The organism is Gordonia sp. ABKF26 (genome assembly GCF_041103195.1).
Classification (GTDB): Bacteria; Actinomycetota; Actinomycetes; order Mycobacteriales; family Mycobacteriaceae; genus Gordonia; species Gordonia terrae.
On record NZ_JBGCVZ010000003.1, the window covers coordinates 1032154 to 1049441 of the forward strand.

Consider the following 17288-nt stretch of genomic DNA (forward strand, 5'->3'; position numbering starts at 1 on the left):
GGTTATGCGGTCCCTTCGGATCAGCGAGGCCAGGGAGCGATGGGGTTTCCCTGCCAGCGGGTGTGAGCCGGGACCACATCTCCGCGCATGACCAGCGACGCCGGCCCCACGGTCGCCGAGTCGCCGAGTCCGGATGCTGGCAGCGCGACGCAGTGCGGGCCGAGGGTCGCCCCGGCCCCGAGCGTGACGCGGTCGATGGCCATCACACGGTCGTGGAACAGATGCGTCTGGACCACGCAGCCGCGTTGCACGGTCGCGCCGTCGCCGAGCGTGACGAGGTCGGCTTCGGGCAGCCAGTAGGTCTCACACCAGACGCCCCGGCCGATCTTCGCGCCGAGCATCCGCAGCCACAGGTTGAGGATCGGAGTGCCGGTCGCGGCGTTGGCGAACCAGGGTGCCGCAACGGTCTCGACGAACGCGTCGGACAGTTCGTTGCGCCAGACGAACGAGCTCCACAGCGGGTGCTCGCTCACCGTGATGCGGCCGACGACCAGCCATTTGGCCGCGGCGGCGGTGATGCAGGCGATCGCGCCGACGACGAGCAGGAGCAGGCCGCTCACCAGGGCCGCGACCCCGTAGTGCACGTGTACCGCGACGTACTGCAGCGCGAGCAGCAGCCCGACGCCCAGCCCGAACGACACCATGACGGGCACCAGGCGCAGCGTCTCGATGAGTGAGCGGGCGATCTTCAGGGTGGCCGGCGGGTCGAAGGTGCGCGAGGTGTCGATCTGGGCCGCGGTCCGGCGCAGGCGCACCGGCGGGCTGCCGAGCCAGCTCGACCCCGATTTCGCCCGATCAGGCGTTGCCGACAACACCGCCACCAGCCCGTTCTTGGGGACCTTGCGGCCGGGCCCGGTCATACCGGAGTTGCCGAGGAAGGACCTCTTGCCGATCTTCGCCTCGTCGATGTGCAGCCAGCCGCCGCCGAGTTCGTACGACGCGACCATCGTGTCGTCGGCGAGGAACGCGCCGTCGCCGATGGTGGTGAACCGGGGGAGCACGAGCGCGGTGGAGATCTCGGTCCCCACACCGACCTTCGCGCCGAGGACACGGAACCAGGTCGGGGTCAGCAGACTCGCGTACAGCGGGAACAGGTACGTGCGCGCGGCGTCGAGGAGGCGCTCGGTGATCCAGACCTGCCAGCCGACACGCGAACGAACCGGGTGGTACCCGGTGTGCAGGCCGATCGAGGCGAGCCGGACCAGGCCCGCGGTGATGGCCGCGAACACGAAGAGGCTCGTGATGGTGGCCGCAGGCAGCAGGATCAGCGCGCGAATCCCGGCGTCGCGCAACCGGTCCGCGGTCAGTGCCCAGGCCCCGATCACCGCCAGGCCAGACGCGAGGGAGATGAGCGGGATCGCGGCCAGCCCCAGCGACGACAGCCCGTAGATCGGTACCCACCAGGTCGCCCGCGGGGGCCGGTGGTCGGGCCACGGATGCTCGGCCTTCCCGATCTTGACCGCGGGGGAACCGGCCCAGTGCTGGCGGGCCTTGACCCGGCCGAACACCGCTGATCCGGGGGCGACGACGGCGTCGCGTCCGACGACCGCGCCCGGGGTGAGCGTCGACCGAGCGCCGATCGACGCGCCGCGTTTGATGGCGATCTCACCGATGTGGACGTCGTCGCCGTCGATCCACCAGCCGGAGATGTCGACCTCGGGTTCGACGGACGCGCCGTCGCCGACCGTGAGCAATCCGGTCACCGGCGGGATGGTGTGCAGGTCGACGCCGCGCCCGATCGTCGCTCCGAGAGCCCGCGCGAGATAGATCATCCACGGTGCCCCGGACAGGTTGGCGGCGCCGCTGGCGTCGAGGAGTCGCTCGGCGACCCACAACCGCACGTGGACGCTGCCGCCGCGCGGGTACACGCCGGGCGAGACGCCGGCGAGGAGCACCCGGGCGCCGAGAGCCGCGATGCACATGCGTCCGGGCGGGGTGATGAAGATCAGGAACGCCGCCAGCAGGACCCACCAGTTGATCTCGACCAGCCACTCGACGGTGCGGTCCATCCGCTCGGCGGCGAGCACCGCGAGGTTGTTGACCACGCCGAGCCAGGTGGCCCACTGCAGTCCGGTGAGCGTCGTCAGCGGGACGGTCAGCGCGAGCTGTGCCAGCCCGGCCGAGCGCGGGGTCGGTGCGATGTGGCGTTCGTCGATGCTCGTCGTCGGGCGGCGGGCGTCGAGCATCTCGGCCATCGACCCCAGGCGTGGATGGTCGTAGAGGTCGGCGACCGAGATGTCGGGGTATCGTTCGCGCACTGCGGTGACGAGCTGCGCCGCGGCCAGCGAGCCGCCGCCCTCGGCGAAGAAGTCGACGTCCGGGCTGGAGACGGTCATCCCGAGGACATCGGTCCACAGTTGCGCCAGCCAGAGCTCGGTCTCGCTCAGTTCAACGTCGTCATCCACTGGTCTGCTGCTGCCCGGCAGGGGCCAGGGCAGCGCATCACGATCAACCTTCCCCGAAGTGCGCGTGGGCAATTCGTCGACAAGGGCAAGGGTGGGCACCATCGCGGCGGGCAGTTGGCGGCGCAACTCGGCGTGCGCGTCGGCGACGTCGAAGCCGGGATCGGCCGACACGAGGTAGCCGACGAGCAGGCTGTTGCCCGCCGCGGACTTGCGAACGGCGGCCGCGGCGCCGCTCACCCCGGGCAGGTTCTGCAGTGCATTGTCGATCTCGCCGAGCTCGATACGCCGGCCGCCGACCTTGACCTGGTCGTCGGCGCGGCCCATGAACAGCAGGCCTGCGGTGTCCAGGCGCACCAGATCGCCACTGCGATAAGCACGTTCCCAGCCGAGGGTCGGCATCGGCGCGTACTTTTCCGCGTCCTTGGCCGGGTCGAGGTAACGGGCCAGACCGACGCCGCCGATCACGAGCTCGCCGACCTCGCCCTCGGCGACCGGTTGTCCCTGGGCGTCGACGACCGCGAGATCCCAACCACGCAAGGGCAATCCGATGCGTACCGGGCCGTCCCCGCCCAGTGGTGCGGCGCAGGCCACGACCGTTGCCTCGGTGGGGCCGTAGGTGTTCCACACCTCGCGGCCCGGGACGGCCAGCCGGTCGGCGAGCTCGGGCGGGCAGGCCTCGCCGCCGAAGATCAACAGCCGCACCGCTTCCAGGGCCTCCGGCGGCCACAGTGAGGCCAGCGTGGGCACCGTCGACACGACGGTGATGTCCCGTGCCACCAGCCACGGTCCGAGGTCCATGCCGCTGCGAACCAGCGAGCGAGGCGCGGGCACCAGGCAGGCGCCGTTGCGCCACGCGAGCCACATCTCCTCACACGACGCGTCGAACGCGACCGACAGCCCGGCCAGGACCCGGTCGTGTGGGCCGATGGGGGCGTCCGGGAGGAACATGGCCGCCTCGGCGTCGACGAAGGCCGCGGCGTTGCGATGGGTGACCGCGACGCCCTTGGGCTTTCCGGTGGACCCGGACGTGAAGATGATCCATGCGTCGTCGTCGGGCGTGGGGCGGGCGGGGGGTTCCGCGGACGTCGACGTCGTTGTGGTCGACCGCGGTCCGTCGGCGTCGACGATGGCGTCGACACCGGCCTCGCCGAAGACGAGTTCGGCGCGTTCGTCCGGGTCGTCGGCGTCGACCGGCACGTACGCGGCGCCCGCGTAGAGGGTCGCCAGGATCGCGACATAGAGGTCTCGCGAGCCCGAGGGCATCCGGATCCCGACCCGGCTGCCCCGCCCGACGCCGACCCCGCCGAGGCGCGTGACGGTACGACGGACCACGGCCAGCAACTGGCCGTAGGTGAGGGTCATCTCACCGTCGTCGATGGCCGCCGCGTCCGGGTGCGCCCGCGCGGTGGCGGTGAGTACATCGCAGAGGGTGCGAGGGGGGTCTGCCTGCGCAGACAACAGGAACTGGGGAGGGATCGGCACCTAAACGGCACCTGCCGGGCACATCCGCGATCTGGTCACGAGTCCGAGAATATAGCCGACCAAGGTGACCGAACGACCTCGACACAGTGAACGGCGACCCCGACGAACGTACTGAAACGGACGGCCACGGGGTGTAGCTTCGGGCCAGGAGGATCTGATGCCCATCGTTCACCACCGTCGCCCGAGCCTTCGGTCTTTCCCCATGTGGTTCGGCGCACGAGTGTTCCTGAAGCCGGCGCTGGCGTTGTGGCCGGTCAACACGCCGGGGCTGGCGGGCCTGTTCCTCATCGACCGGATCATGGCGGTCGGACCCAAGCCCCGCGGCGTGGTCCGCGAACAGCTTGTCCTGGCCGGTCGGCCGGCCGAGCTGATCATGCCGGTCGGTCCCTCACGCCGGGACAGCGACACGGCCATGCTCTATCTGCACGGTGGTGCGTTCGTGGTCTGCGGACTCGGTACGCACCGATCGATCGCGGCGCGGATGGCGCGAGCGTGTGAGGTGCCGGTCTTCTCGCTGGAGTACCGCCAACTACCGAAGGCGGGGGTCGGGACCTCCGTCGTCGACGCCGTCGACGCATATGCCGAACTGATCAACGAGCGGGGCTTCCGCCGTGTCATCGTCGCCGGCGACTCGGCCGGGGGGTTCTTGGCGGCGAAGGTCGTCGAGGCGGCCGTCACGCGCGGGTTGCCGACGCCGGCGGCGCTGATCGGGTTCTCGCCGCTGCTCGACATGGATCTCGGCGTTCACCCGGACCGGTCCAGCCGATCCGACGCCTATCTACCCAAGTCCAAGATGGCCCGGCTGGCGCCCCAGTTCGACAAGGGGCCCGTCGAGCTCACCGGGGTCCGGCGCATCGCCGACGCCGACCTCACCTCGTTCCCGCCGACCGTGCTCGTCGCGGCCGAGGGTGAGATGCTCGAGCCCGACGTCATCGACCTCGTCGAGTCACTCGACGAGCTGGGCGTCACCGCGGTGGCGCACACTTACGCATGGCAGGTACACGCCTTTCCGGTGTTGAGCGCCCACCACCCCGAGACCCTGGACGCGGTCGAGGTGACCGCGGCCTTCGCCACCGAAGCGATTCGAGAGGGCAAGAGCACTGACGAACGAACGGGTAAGCGGGCCGGCTGACGGTGTGAGTGCTCCGGCGGCGCCGGGCCCGTCGTACGACGACGACCTGGAGATCAGGCCGCCCGGCGCGGTGGACGCCCGGTTCACCCTCGCTGCCGAACGCACCCTGCTCGCGTGGGTCCGGACCGCCCTCGGCTTCATCGCGGCCGGGATCGCCGTCGTCTACCTGTCGCCCGACGAGGCCACCCCGCTCCTCGACATCGTGCTGGGCGTCCTCATGGTCGCGCTGGGCGCCTCGCTGGCGGTTCTCGGGGCCTGGCGGTGGCGGCGGACGTCGCGGGCCCTGGTCACCGGCGGCGAGATGCCGGGGCCGCAGCAGGTCATGCTCGTGGTCGCTGCGATAGTGGTGGTGGCTGTCCTCGTCGCGGTCGTCATGGTGATCCAGTCCTGACCTGCGCCCACCACGACATCGTTTCCGCCGGGGCGGCCGTGCCAACAGTTGTCCCCGAATGCAGGAGATCATCGTGACCACCGGCCCCGACTTCTCGCGGAGCGCGCAGACGTTCTCGATGACACTGACCATCGTCGGCGCGACGATCCTCATCTTCTGCATCGGCTGGCTGACCGTCGGCTGGTGGCAGGAAGGCCGTTGGTTCTGGGTGGCCGTCGGGATCGCCGTGGTGGTCGTCAACATCGTGCTGATCGCCATGCAGCTCCGGCGCCGCCTCGGTGAGCGGGTCAAGGACACCGACGATCGTCCCCGGCGCCGCGGGCTGATCGACAACTTCGACGACCTCGACGACTGATCTCACCTCTGCCTCCCGAAGAAGCGTGAGGGCGACCACCCCTGCTCCCTGAGGAGCGGCCGGAGCTTGCGGGGTCGGCGACCATCCCTGCTCCCTGAGGAGCGGCCGGAGCTTGCGGAGGCCGCGTCTCGAAGGGTCACGCCGTCAGCGAATCCGAGTCCTCGGGGTCGTCGTCGGCGAACTGGGTGCGGTAGAGCTCGGCGTAGCGCCCGTTGCGGGCGAGGAGCGTCGGGTGATCACCGCGTTCGACGACGCGCCCACCCTCGAGCACGACGATCTCGTCGGCGGCCCGGATCGTCGAGAGCCGGTGGGCGATGACGATCGAGGTCCGTCCCTCGAGGGCCTCGCCGAGCGCCTCCTGAACCGCCGCCTCCGACGTCGAGTCGAGATGTGCGGTCGCCTCGTCCAGGATGACGACCGACGGCCGGGCCAGGAGCAGACGGGCGATCGTCATCCGTTGCCGCTCACCGCCGGACAGGCGATAGCCGCGTTCGCCGACGACCGTGTCGAGCCCCTCGGGCAGCGAGCCGACCAGGTCGTCCAGCCGAGCGCGACGGAGCGCGTCCCAGATCTGGTCGTCGGAGGTGTTCGGCTGCGCGAGAACGAGGTTGGCGCGGATGGTGTCGTGGAAGAGGTGGCCGTCCTGGGTGACGAGGCCGACTGTCCGGTGGACCGACGCGGTCTGCAACTTCCGGATGTCCACCCCGGCCAGCTCGATCGACCCCTCATCGACGTCGTAGAGGCGGGTCGCGAGACTCGCGATCGTCGACTTGCCGGCACCCGAACTGCCCACCAGGGCAACCATGCTGCCGGCCGGGACATCCAGGTCGACGTGGTGCAGCACCGTCGTCCCGGCTCGGTTGTCCAGCTGGGCAACCTCTTCCAGTGAGGCCAGCGACACCTTGTCGGCCGCGGGATAGGCGAACGAGACGTCGTCGAACCGGACGGACACCGGTACGGGCCGCCCACTCTCGGTGCCGGGCACCGCTATCGCGTCCGGGGCGTCGGTGATGAGGGGCCGGAGATCGAGCACCTCGAAGACGCGCTCGAAACTGACCAGCGCACTCATGATCTCGACCCGGGCATTCGCCAGGGCGGTCAGTGGCGCGTACATCCGGGTCAGCAGCAGTGCCAGTGAGACGACCGCGCCCGCGGACAGATGATCCTGCACCGCAAGCCATCCGCCGAGCCCATAGACCAGCGCGAGGGCGAGCGCCGAGACCAGCATCAGGGTCGTCATGAAATACGCCTGCAGCATCGACCGGCGGACGCCGATGTCGCGGACGCGGTCGGCGCGCTCGGCGAACTCGCGCGACTCGAGGTCGGGCCGCCCGAAGAGTTTCACCAGCGTGGCGCCGGGGGCGGAGAACCGCTCGGTCATCTGTGTCGACATCCGGGCGTTGTGCTCGGCGGCCTCGCGGGACAGCGCGGCCATCCGCCGGCCCATCCGCCGCGCCGGTACGACGAAGACCGGCAGCAGGATCAGCGCGAGCAGCGTGATCTGCCAGCTGATCGCGATCATCACGGCGAGGGTCAGGGTGAGCGTGACGATGTTGGAGACGACGCCCGACAGGGTGTCGCTGAATGCGCGCTGAGCGCCGATGACGTCGTTGTTGAGCCTGCTCACCAGGGCTCCGGTGCGGGTGCGGGTGAAGAACGCGACCGGCATCTGTTGCACGTGGTCGAAGACGGCTCGACGCAGGTCCAGGATGAGACCCTCGCCGATGTTCGCCGACAGCCAGCGGACCCCGATCCCCGCGGCGGCCTCGGCGACGGCGATCAGCGCGATGGCGACCGCGAGTCCGACGATCATCGTCTCCGAGCCGCTCTCGGTGATCAGGTTGACGACCCGGCCGGCCAGCAGCGGGGTCACCACCGTCAGCACCGCGGTGAAGATCGACAGCACGAGGAACAGGGCGATACGACGCCGGTGGGGTCGGGCGAATGCGCCGATCCGGCGGAGGGTCGCCCGGCGGTCGCCCCGCAACCGCTTGCTGTTGGGCTGGGTGGCGGACTTGTACATCATGTCCCAGGCCACGGACTGCATGCTCATGCCAACCACGGTAGAACTTCAACCGAGCTTCAAGTCCAGTGTGTTCGCCACCAGAGGAATCGCCCGCCGCGAACACGCCCCTCACCAGGGGTGCAGGTGCTACACGGCGATATCGACGCCCGCTCCCGGGGCGATCACGGCGAGGAGATCCGACGACGCGGCGACGGCGCCGAACACGCCACCCTGCATCGTGACCATGTTCAGGGCGGCCTCGTGATTGGCGGGATCGGTCGCGCCCGTGCAGTCGGAGAGGATGAGGCATTCGTAACCGCGGTCGTTGGCCTCGCGCATCGTGGTGTGAACACAGACATCGGTCGTGATCCCGGTCAGGATGAGGTGCGTGATCCCGGTGGTGCGCAGCACGAGGTCGAGGTCGGTGGCATAGAAGGCGCCTTTACCCGGCTTGTCGATGACGATCTCGCCGTCGCGGGGAGCGACCTCCGGCACGATCTGCCATCCGGGTTCGTCGCGGATCAGGATGCGACCGCAGGGACCGGCGGAGCCGATCTCGGCTCCGATCCGTCCCGACCGCCAGCGTTTGTTGGCCGGGAGATCGGACAGATCGGCACGGTGGCCCTCTCGGGTGTGGATGATCGTGAGGCCGGCGTCGCGCGCCGCGGCCAGGACCCGGGCGGTCGGTCCGAGTGGCGCCCGCGTCAACGACAGGTCGTAGCCCATCGAGTCGACGTACCCGCCCGGGCCGCAGAAGTCGGTCTGCCAGTCGATGCAGAGGAGTGCGGTGGCGGTGGGGTCGAAACCGCCGTCGTAGGGCCAGGCGTACGGCCGTGCGGCGCCGATCGTCGAAAAGCGATGTGATGCAGAGGATGTCATGGATGGTTCCTGCTTCGGTGGGTGGGGGCTGCTGCTCCGTGATCCGAGAGCCACAGGATGCTCCCTGAGGTGCGAGGAGCGTTGGCGACGAGATGCCCTTTCTGCTCCCTGAGGTGTGAGGAGCGTTAGCGACGAGATGCCGTTTCTGCTCCCTGAGGTGTGAGGAGCGTTAGCGACGAGCCTCGAAGGGCCGGCGTCAGACCGTCGCCGATTCGACACCCTCGGTGGCTGCGGGTGCCGTCGCCGCCGGAACGGATGACCGCCGACTCAGGAGCGCGGCAAGGACTCCCGACACGAGGATCCCCACCGCGACGACGCACAGAACGGGGGCGACGTAGTGCGTGACGAGGGCTGCGACCGCGCCGCCGCCCCACGCGACGAACGACGTCGCGCGCCAGGCGACCGGGGAATCGGCCGGTGCGGCCCGCTTCGTCCGTGGGAGCACCTGGTCGACGATGAGGACCGCACCGAGCGGCGGGACGACGACGCCGAGCAGGTTGAGCCAATCCTCGAAGTGCTGCCAGATCCCGGCGACGGCGAGCGCGACACCGACGGCCCCGAGTGCGACGGTCAGGACACGCATCTTGATGCCGGTCAGCTCGCTCCAGCCGACGGCGCCGTTGTAGAGGCAATGCGTGCACACCGATCCGAGGTTGATGAACACGAAGGCGATCGCGATCGGGACCAGCACGCCGCCGTTGTCGATCAGGATGCCGAGGAATCCGCCACCGTTGGCCGCCGGATCGTCGCCGGCGCCCATCGCGACGATGATGCCGCCGATGGTCAGCGCGATCGTGTTGCCGACCGGGAAGGCGCTGAAGGCGGCGAGGAACGCCTGCTTGCCGTTGACCGACCAACGGGTGAAATCGGCTGTCATGGTTCCGGAATCGGCGAACAGGGCGACCACGAGTGTGACCGCGGCACCAAAGGTGAGCGCGGTGGCGCCGGCGCCACCGGCGTACGAGGTGAATTCACCGGCGCCGGGCGCGGACGAGGCGTCGGCGATGGCGAGGACACCGAGGACGAGATAGAGCGGTGCCGCGATGACGCCGATCACGGTCAGCGCCCGGATACCCAGCAGCGTCGCCGCCACGTACCCGACGCCGGCGATCAGCGCGATCACTGTGGCGTTCCACCCCATGCTCGCCTCGAGCGTCGAGCCGGTGAGGCCGGTCTGGAAGGCGAACCAGCCGATCACGACAGTGGTGAGGAAGGCCGCAGGGATGCGATAACCCTTCGCGCCGAACGTCCGGGCCGCCATCAACGCGAAGTTCTCGCCGGTTCGTCCCGCCTGATAGCTGAGCAGGCCGACGTAAGCCATCAGGATCAGGTTGCCGGCCGCAATCGCGGCCATGCCCGGCCAGAAGCCGAGCGAGTAGACGATCATGCCGCCGAAGACCGCGCAGGTGAGGATCATCGGGAACCCGAGCCACACCGATGACACCGCGAAGAGTGACTTGCGCGCCGCCGCCGGGACGGGCCGGTCCTCGTACTCGTCGAAGGTCGCCGCCGCGTCGGGGGCGGTGTTGCCGGGTCCCGTCCCGGCGACGGGTATGTCTGAGGTAGAGCTCATGGGTTCCTCCCGAACCTCGATGCAAGTTCCTATAGGAAACGCTCGAGTCGTCGCGCTCTCGTTGCCGCGTCGTTAACAACCGATTAACCACGACAGGAGGGCATTCGCGGCGAACTCTCGTCACGACGGTGGCCGGCGTCGAGCGCGTAGAACGAGAATCGAGAATTCATATAGGATCTCGCCATGAGTGAGAGCGCCGTGGGCGTCACCCCGGCCCCGGCGGACCGGATTCGCGCCGAGGTGGAGGAGGGCATCCTGTCCGGACGACTCGCGCCCGGTACGCGCATCAACGCCGACGAGCTCGCCCGGGAGTCGGGGGTCAGTCACATCCCGGTGCGCGAGGCCCTCCGTTCCCTGGAAGCCGAGGGGTGGGTCGTCCGTCGTCACAATCGCGGCACCTACGTCCGGGACCGGGATGCCGCCGAACTGTCGGACCTGTTCGAGGCACGGCTCATCGTCGAGCGGAAAGCGGCGTGGCTGGCGGCGCAACGACGCACCGCCGCGCAACTCGACGAGTTGGTGCAGGTCGTCGAACGTCAGGATGCGACGACAGATGACGCGGCGCTGTCCGCGATCAATTGCGACTTCCACGTCGGACTGGCGAGTTGTGCGCACAACCGAGTCCTCGAGTCGATGGTCGCCGACGTGAACAAGCGGGTGCGTTTCTACTATCTGCCGACCGCGGGCCGGCGGCACGACGTGTCGGTGGCCGAGCATCGGGCGATCCTCGACGCCGTGCGCGACCGCGACTCCGAGCGTGCGGCCGACCTGCTGGAGCGGCACATCGCCGACACACGGGCCGGAGCGTCACGGACGTTGACCGTTGGCGAGTCCGGCGAGGCGTCTGCGGCCGGCAGCAGGGCCGGCTGACGGGGCGACAGGCTGGCGACGCCGCTGTCTGCGCACATGCTCTACGTTGGTATGCGAGGTCACAACACGATTCGGCCGACTCCGCAGACCGGCCCGCGCCGGCGGTGAGGCCGGTGGCAGAGGAGCGATGGACATGGCAGAACTCAAGCTCGGTTTCAAGGCATCGGCGGAGCAGTTCGATCCGCGCGAGCTGGTGGAGATCGCGGTCGCGGCCGAAGAGCACGGCATGGATTCGGTTGCGGTGAGCGATCACTTCCAGCCCTGGCGGCACAACGGCGGTCACGCGCCCTTCTCGTTGGCCTGGATGGCGGCGGTCGGTGAGCGCACCAAGCGGGTGCAGATCGGCACCTCGGTGATGACCCCGACCTTCCGCTACAACCCCGCGGTCATCGCGCAGGCCTTCGCCACGATGGGCTGCCTGTACCCCGAACGCATCATGCTCGGCGTCGGAACCGGCGAAGCGCTCAACGAGTACGCGACCGGTTTCCAGGGCGAGTGGCCGGAGTTCAAGGAACGATTCGCACGCCTGCGGGAGTCGATCACGCTCATGCGCGAGCTGTGGACCGGCGAGGAGATCAACTTCGACGGCGAGTACTACCACACGCAGGGCGCGTACATGTATGACATTCCCGAGCAACCGATCCCGGTGTATGTCGCCGCCGGCGGCCCGGTCGTGGCCCGCTATGCCGGTCGCGCCGGTGACGGTTTCATCTGTACCTCGGGCAAGGGTCCTGAGCTCTACACCGAGAAGCTGCTGCCCGCGGTCGCCGAAGGTGCGCAGAAGGCCGAACGCAACGTCGACGACATCGACAAGATGATCGAGATCAAGATCTCCTACGATCCCGATCCCGAACTGGCGCTGGAGAACACCCGGTTCTGGGCCCCGCTGTCGCTGACCCCGGAACAGAAGCACAGCGTCAACAGCTCCACCGAGATGGAGCGCCTGGCCGACGAACTGCCGATCGAGCAGGTCGCCAAGCGGTGGATCGTGTCCTCCGACCCCGACGAGGCCGTCGAGAAGGTCAAGTTCTACACCGACGCCGGGCTCAACCACCTGGTCTTCCACGCCCCCGGACACGACCAGCAGCGGTTCCTCGACAACTTCGAACGCGACCTCGCCCCGCGGTTGCGCAAGCTCGGCTGACGCGGGAGTGGCTTCGACTCGGGGCGTCGCCTCGCCCCGGCCCGGCTCAACCAGCGGTGAGGCTGAGCTTGTCGAAGCTCCTACGAAAAGCTGTGCGCCACAGCGGAGTCGAGCATGTCGAGGACTTGTCGCACCGGTGGTAGGTCGAGTCCGGCCTGGCGCACCCGGACCCGCACCTCGCGCGCGGGCGTGGGATCGAGGATCGGGATCGCCACGACGCCCGGCGGCAGGTCGATCAGGGCCAGTCGGGGGACGACGGTGAGTCCGACCCCGGCCGCGACGAACCGGATCGCGGTCGGGTAGTCCTGTGTCTCCACGCTGAAATCGGGTACGAATCCGACCGACGTGCACGCGTCCAGCAGTGCCTGTCGGCACGGGCCGCGCGCCACGTCGTTGTCGACCCACGGGACCTGGGACAGCTCACGGAGGGTCACCGACTCGAGCGCCGCCCACGGTGAATCCTCCGGTACGACAGCGTGATAGGGGTCGGTGGCCAGTCGGCGATCGTCGAAGCCGCCGACCTCGGCAGAGGGGCGTCGACTGTCCGCCACGTAGATCTCGATGTCGGGTGACGTCGACGAGGGGCCCATCAGTTCGATGAGGCGCAGATCGAGTCGCAGTCCGGGGAATTCGCGGGAGATCGCCGCGACGATGGGCGGGATCCAGGTGGCGCCGGCGGAGGCGAAATAGTTGATCCGCAACTGGCCGAGTCGTCCGTCGCGCAGCTCCGAGATCAGGCCGTCGACGCGGGCGATCTGCTCGAAGACCGTGTCGGACTCGCGCGCCAGGATGGTGCCGGCCTCGGTCGGCACGATGCCACGACCGTCACGCTCCACCAGCGACAGTCCGGTCTCGCGCTGGAGCGTGGCGATGTGCTGACTGACCGCCGACGGTGTGTACCCGAGCGCGGCCGCGGCCCCGCCGATGGACTGCTCGCCGATGACCGAACGCAGGACGCGGAGTCGGTGGATGTCGACCATGCGGCGAGTATAACGCGGTCATTTCAGTGTCACTGAAGTGTTGGATTCAAGTATCCACTTGTCCTGAAGTGCCGGATGGGCGACTCTGGACCGTATGTCCCCGCGCCTGCCGGCATCTGCTGCGTCCGCCTCCGCATCGCTGCCCGCGCTGGCAGCGATCGTCACCGTCGTGTTGTGGGCGTCGGCCTTCGTCGGGATCCGTGCGCTGGGCGACACGTTCTCGCCGGGTGCCATGGCTTTTCTGCGGTTGCTCGCCGCGGTCATCCCGCTGACGGTCCTCATGGCGGTGGTGCGTCTGCGCGCGCGGACAACCGGAACGCCGACACGTCCGCTGTTCCCGCGGGGTCGCGCACTGGGAATGGTCATCGCCTACGGCGTCGCGTGGTTCGCGGGCTACACGATCCTGCTGAACTGGGCCGAGCGTCACCTCGACGCCGGGACCGCGGCGCTGCTGGTGAATCTGGCGCCGATCCTCGTCGCCGTTGCCGCGGGACTGTTTCTGGGAGAGGGATTTCCGCGCCATCTGGTGATCGGCATGACGATCGCCTTCGCCGGCGTGGTGCTGATAGCGCTCGGCGGATCCGCGACCGCGGACGCGCACGCCGACTGGCTGGGCATCGTCCTCGGGGTCGCCGCGGCAGTCCTGTACGCGACCGGCGTGTTGATCCAGAAGTCCGCACTGCGCACCGTCGACGCGCTGACCGCCACCTGGCTGGGTGCGGTCGCGGGTCTCGTGGCGACCGCGCCGTTCGCCCCGGTCGCCGTCGGCGAGTTGGCCGGCGCCGAGCCGGGGGCGATCTGGGCGGTCATCTACCTCGGTGTGGGGCCGACCGCGATCGCCTTCTCCACGTGGGCGTATGCGTTGGCGCGCACCGATGCGAGCGCGATGGCGGCCACGACGCTCGTGGTCCCCGCGATCGTCATCGCCCTGTCGTGGGTGCTGCTCGACGAGTTGCCGACGGGCGTCGGTATCGTCGGTGGACTGCTCTGCCTCGCCGGGGTCGCCATCGCGCGCCGATTGCTGCCGAGGAGGCCGCGCATGGCCCGCCCTGCGCGTAGCCTGGACCCATCGTCGCCGGCGATGGCGCCTCCACACCGACAACGGGGTCCCGGCACGACCGCAACCGAGGGGACACCGTCATGCGCAAGCTCGTCGCCGGTCTCGCGATCGGCGGATCGTTGACCCTGGGCGCGGCGGTTACGCTTCTGACCGTCGACTCGGAATCGCCTGCGGCGCCGCCGAATGTGAGCTGTCCGCCGTTCGCCGGGTCGGGGCCCGTCCCCGGGTGTTCGGTACACGTCGACGGGGCTCGCATCCAGATCGATCTGTACAACAACGCGACGCGCAACCCGGCCGTGGTGTGCACCCTCACGCCGAGCGGTGCGCTGCGGCCCACCGACTCGACGGCGATGGGGCCCGGTTCGCGTGGTTCTCTCGGGGCGACGGTGTTCCCGAACGTGTCGAGAACCTTCGTCGTCGAGTGCCGGGGCGGCGGTTCGGGTACCGACCGCGTGGAGCGTCAGACGACGATCAGCGCGCGGGCCGAGGCGCCGGTGCCCGAGCGGACGACGCCGTCGTTCCGACGACCGTCACCTCCGCCGGCCCCGTCCGCGCCGTCGCAGTCACGGGAGTCCGATCGGCCCGCCGACGACCCGGCACCGCAGACGAGCACCCGAGATGCCGTCCCGGACGAGACCACGACCACGGCGCCGACCGTCACGACGACCACCACGACGGTTCCCGCCTCAGGCTGATTCGCTACGGTTTTCGCATGGATCGTGACCGCATGGTGGATGTCGGAGTCGGGCTCGTCTCCCGATTCGGGGCCAAGACGCTGAGTCTGACGTCGGTGGCACGGCACGCCGGGGTCGCGCGCGCCACCGCCTACCGGATGTTCGGCGGGCGCGAAGCGCTGGTCACGGCGATCGTGGAGCGCGAGGTCTCGCTGCTGCGGGTGAAGCTGGTCGAGTGGTCGGCCAGTGCGCCCGACGCGGCGGGCAAGATCCACGCGCAGGTGGTGAACGTCCTGCCGTACATCCGCAACCACGACGCGCTGCAGTACGTGCTGCGCAAGGAGCCCGAGGAGGTCGTCCGCGCGCTGGTCGCCACCAGCGATCCGGCCGGGCCGACGCTCATCCACCAGATCGTGGCGGAGACCCTTCCCGACCTCGAACCCGAGATCGGGGACCAGTTGTTCCCGAATCCGCGGGGGGCCGCGGAATTCCTCGTGCGGACCATCTACTCCCTCATGCTCATCCCCGACAGCTTCCTGAGCGACGAGCAGATCGCCGAACTGGTCGTCCGGGCGGTCGTCCGAGACGACGCCGGGGGCGCGGCGCCGACCGGCGGTACCGGGCCGGGCACGGCGCGATGAGCGGCGGCGATCCGATGTCCGACGAAACCGCGATCCCCGTCGTCGAGATGCACCGGCCGCGATGGGGAGACCCGGCGCGCACCGCCGAACTGCCCGGTGCGGCGGCTGCTCTCGCCGGCGACCGCCCGGCCGATGCCGGTGTCGACCCGGCGACGATCACGCTCGCCCGACCGGTCGTCGATGCCGCTGTGCGAGATCAGATCTCGGAGATCGTCGGTGCCGACAACGTCTCCGATGCGGATGCCGCCCGGGTTCAGCACACGCGCGGTTACTCCACCCCGGACATCCTGCGGTTGCGTGCGGGCGACGCCGACGACGCACCCGATCTGGTGGTGTACCCGGGCGACCACGACGAGGTGGTCGCGATCCTGCGACTGTGTTCGGAGCGGCGGATCGCGGTGGTGCCGTTCACCGGCGGGACGTCGGTGGTGGGCGGTCTGACGCCGGACCGCGCCGGGGTCGCCGGTGTGATCAGCCTCGACCTGCGACGCCTCGACCGCGTGGTCGAGATCGACGAGATCTCCCGCATGGCGACGCTGGAGGCAGGCCTGCGGGGGCCGGCGGCCGAAGCGCTCCTCCGCGAGAAGGGCTGGACCATCGGACATTTCCCGCAGTCCTACGAGGGCGCGGGGATCGGTGGGTATGCGGCCACCCGGTCGGCCGGTCAGTCGTCGGCGGGCTACGGGCGGTTCGACGAGATGGTTGAAGGGCTGGTGCTGGCCACTCCGCGCGGCACGATCGAACTCGGTACCGCGCCCCGCTCGGCGGCCGGACCCGATCTACGTCAGCTGGTCCTCGGCTCGGAGGGCGTGTTCGGCGTCATCACCAGCGTCCAGCTGCGCATCCGGCCCGTCCCGACGACCCGCGTCTTCGACGCCTGGCGGTTCGCGTCGTTCGCCGACGGCGCCACCGCGCTCCGTCGGCTCGCCCAGGACGGTCCGCTACCCACCGTGCTCCGGCTGTCGGATGAGGTGGAGACGGCGCTGAATCTCGCCGATCCGGCCGGCGCCGGGAGCGAAGCGAGCGGGCCGAATGATTCCGGCGCCGGCGCCGGGAGCGAAGCGAGCGGGCCGAATGATTCCGGCGCCGAGAGCGAAGCGGATGGCGGGTCCGGGTGTCTGGTCGTCGCCGGGTACGAGGGTGCGGCCGACGAGGTGGCGCGGCGGCGGGACGCGGCGTCGGCGGTGCTGACCGATGTCGGGGGCAACGCTCTGGGTGACGGTCCCGGGGAGGCCTGGCGTACAGGCCGTTTCGCGGGGCCGTATCTGCGCGATCCATTGCTCGACGCCGGGGTGCTCGTCGAGACGCTCGAGACCGTCGCCTTCTGGTCGCGGCTGCACGAGGTGCGCGCCGCGGTGACGGCCGCCGTGACGGACTCGCTCACGGCGTCGGGCACGCCACCGCTGGTGATGTGTCACATCAGCCACGTCTACGAGTCGGGGGCGTCGCTGTACTTCACGGTCGTCGCGCCGTTCGGCGAGGACCCGCTGGCGCAATGGGCGGCGGCGAAATCCGCGGCCAATACCGCGATCCGGGCGTCCGGCGCGAGTATCACCCACCATCACGCGGTCGGGCGGGATCACCGGGACGCCTACCATGACGAGATCGGACCGCTGGCCCTCGACGCGTTGCGGGCGGTGAAGGCGTCGCTCGACCCGACCGGGGTGTGCAATCCCGGGATTCTGATCTGACGCTCC

Annotated in this window: 14 protein-coding genes; 9 read left to right on the forward strand and 5 right to left on the reverse strand. The window is 69.6% G+C overall.

Annotated features, from left to right (window positions below; all coding sequences use genetic code 11):
* Positions 1-20: 20 nt before the first annotated feature.
* Positions 21-3887: a Pls/PosA family non-ribosomal peptide synthetase gene (locus tag AB4Z55_RS05275; RefSeq protein ID WP_369519308.1), complete on the reverse strand. Its 3867-nt coding sequence runs from the start codon at positions 3885-3887 to the stop codon at positions 21-23.
* Positions 3888-4044: 157 nt separating this feature from the next.
* On the opposite strand from AB4Z55_RS05275, the gene AB4Z55_RS05280 reads away from it, so the two are divergent.
* The 3 genes from AB4Z55_RS05280 to AB4Z55_RS05290 all read left to right on the forward strand — a co-directional run bounded on the left by AB4Z55_RS05280 (position 4045) and on the right by AB4Z55_RS05290 (position 5765).
* Positions 4045-5019, forward strand: coding sequence for an alpha/beta hydrolase (locus AB4Z55_RS05280; RefSeq protein ID WP_004019785.1), 975 nt, complete (start codon positions 4045-4047; stop codon positions 5017-5019).
* Between the two features lie 4 nt (positions 5020-5023).
* The gene (locus tag AB4Z55_RS05285) at positions 5024-5410 is read left to right on the forward strand and encodes a YidH family protein (RefSeq protein ID WP_004019784.1); all 387 of its coding nucleotides are present in this window, start codon (positions 5024-5026) and stop codon (positions 5408-5410) included.
* Positions 5411-5483: 73 nt separating this feature from the next.
* Positions 5484-5765: a hypothetical protein gene (locus AB4Z55_RS05290; protein ID WP_033205231.1), complete on the forward strand. Its 282-nt coding sequence runs from the start codon at positions 5484-5486 to the stop codon at positions 5763-5765.
* 136 nt (positions 5766-5901) lie between these two features.
* Here AB4Z55_RS05290 and AB4Z55_RS05295 read toward each other — a convergent pair whose 3' ends face one another.
* The 3 genes from AB4Z55_RS05295 to AB4Z55_RS05305 form a co-directional block, all read right to left on the reverse strand.
* Positions 5902-7818 carry an ABC transporter ATP-binding protein gene (locus AB4Z55_RS05295; protein ID WP_369519309.1) on the reverse strand — a complete coding sequence of 639 codons (1917 nt, stop codon included), beginning with the start codon at positions 7816-7818 and terminating at the stop codon, positions 5902-5904.
* Positions 7819-7917: 99 nt separating this feature from the next.
* A complete protein-coding gene (locus AB4Z55_RS05300) occupies positions 7918-8649 on the reverse strand; it encodes a cysteine hydrolase family protein (RefSeq protein WP_369519310.1) in 732 nt (243 codons plus the stop codon).
* A 196-nt stretch (positions 8650-8845) separates the two neighbouring features.
* The gene (locus AB4Z55_RS05305; RefSeq protein WP_369519311.1) at positions 8846-10222 is read right to left on the reverse strand and encodes a cytosine permease; all 1377 of its coding nucleotides are present in this window, start codon (positions 10220-10222) and stop codon (positions 8846-8848) included.
* A gap of 183 nt (positions 10223-10405) precedes the next feature.
* Between AB4Z55_RS05305 and AB4Z55_RS05310 the strand changes: the two genes are divergently transcribed.
* Together AB4Z55_RS05310 and fgd are read left to right on the forward strand one after the other, a co-directional pair.
* Complete coding sequence (locus tag AB4Z55_RS05310; protein WP_004019778.1) at positions 10406-11092, forward strand: GntR family transcriptional regulator; 687 nt, start codon at positions 10406-10408, stop codon at positions 11090-11092.
* 133 nt (positions 11093-11225) lie between these two features.
* Positions 11226-12236 carry a glucose-6-phosphate dehydrogenase (coenzyme-F420) gene (fgd, locus tag AB4Z55_RS05315; RefSeq protein ID WP_369519312.1) on the forward strand — a complete coding sequence of 337 codons (1011 nt, stop codon included), beginning with the start codon at positions 11226-11228 and terminating at the stop codon, positions 12234-12236.
* 80 nt (positions 12237-12316) lie between these two features.
* On the opposite strand, the gene AB4Z55_RS05320 is transcribed toward fgd, so the two are convergent.
* Entirely contained in the window at positions 12317-13216 is a 900-nt protein-coding gene (locus AB4Z55_RS05320) for a LysR family transcriptional regulator (RefSeq protein ID WP_248643867.1), read from the reverse strand.
* 94 nt (positions 13217-13310) lie between these two features.
* Here AB4Z55_RS05320 and AB4Z55_RS05325 point away from each other — a divergent pair, with 94 nt between their 5' ends.
* Genes AB4Z55_RS05325 through AB4Z55_RS05340 form a run of 4 tightly spaced genes read left to right on the forward strand, consistent with a single transcriptional unit; the run spans position 13311 to position 17282 of the window.
* On the forward strand, positions 13311-14399 hold the full coding sequence (locus AB4Z55_RS05325) for a DMT family transporter (RefSeq protein ID WP_369519313.1): 1089 nt from the start codon (positions 13311-13313) through the stop codon (positions 14397-14399).
* A complete protein-coding gene (locus AB4Z55_RS05330; protein WP_101820797.1) occupies positions 14357-14971 on the forward strand; it encodes a hypothetical protein in 615 nt (204 codons plus the stop codon). The genes AB4Z55_RS05325 and AB4Z55_RS05330 overlap by 43 nt, the downstream gene beginning before the upstream one ends.
* Positions 14972-14988: 17 nt before the next feature.
* On the forward strand, positions 14989-15591 hold the full coding sequence (locus AB4Z55_RS05335; RefSeq protein WP_101820798.1) for a TetR/AcrR family transcriptional regulator: 603 nt from the start codon (positions 14989-14991) through the stop codon (positions 15589-15591).
* A 14-nt stretch (positions 15592-15605) separates the two neighbouring features.
* Entirely contained in the window at positions 15606-17282 is a 1677-nt protein-coding gene (locus tag AB4Z55_RS05340; RefSeq protein ID WP_248643865.1) for an FAD-binding oxidoreductase, read from the forward strand.
* The last annotated feature ends 6 nt before the right edge of the window (positions 17283-17288 follow it).

Bases quoted from the DNA above. Each gene is read 5' to 3' on its own strand.
- AB4Z55_RS05295 (WP_369519309.1), bottom strand. From the start codon at position 7,818: ATGAGCATGCAGTCCGTGGCCTGGGACATGATGTACAAGTCCGCCACC.
- AB4Z55_RS05320 (WP_248643867.1), bottom strand. From the start codon at position 13,216: ATGGTCGACATCCACCGACTCCGCGTCCTGCGTTCGGTCATCGGCGAG.
- AB4Z55_RS05300 (WP_369519310.1), bottom strand. From the start codon at position 8,649: ATGACATCCTCTGCATCACATCGCTTTTCGACGATCGGCGCCGCACGG.
- AB4Z55_RS05335 (WP_101820798.1), top strand. From the start codon at position 14,989: ATGGATCGTGACCGCATGGTGGATGTCGGAGTCGGGCTCGTCTCCCGA.
- AB4Z55_RS05340 (WP_248643865.1), top strand. From the start codon at position 15,606: ATGTCCGACGAAACCGCGATCCCCGTCGTCGAGATGCACCGGCCGCGA.
- AB4Z55_RS05325 (WP_369519313.1), top strand. From the start codon at position 13,311: ATGTCCCCGCGCCTGCCGGCATCTGCTGCGTCCGCCTCCGCATCGCTG.
- AB4Z55_RS05305 (WP_369519311.1), bottom strand. From the start codon at position 10,222: ATGAGCTCTACCTCAGACATACCCGTCGCCGGGACGGGACCCGGCAAC.
- AB4Z55_RS05280 (WP_004019785.1), top strand. From the start codon at position 4,045: ATGCCCATCGTTCACCACCGTCGCCCGAGCCTTCGGTCTTTCCCCATG.
- AB4Z55_RS05330 (WP_101820797.1), top strand. From the start codon at position 14,357: ATGCGCAAGCTCGTCGCCGGTCTCGCGATCGGCGGATCGTTGACCCTG.
- fgd (WP_369519312.1), top strand. From the start codon at position 11,226: ATGGCAGAACTCAAGCTCGGTTTCAAGGCATCGGCGGAGCAGTTCGAT.
- AB4Z55_RS05310 (WP_004019778.1), top strand. From the start codon at position 10,406: ATGAGTGAGAGCGCCGTGGGCGTCACCCCGGCCCCGGCGGACCGGATT.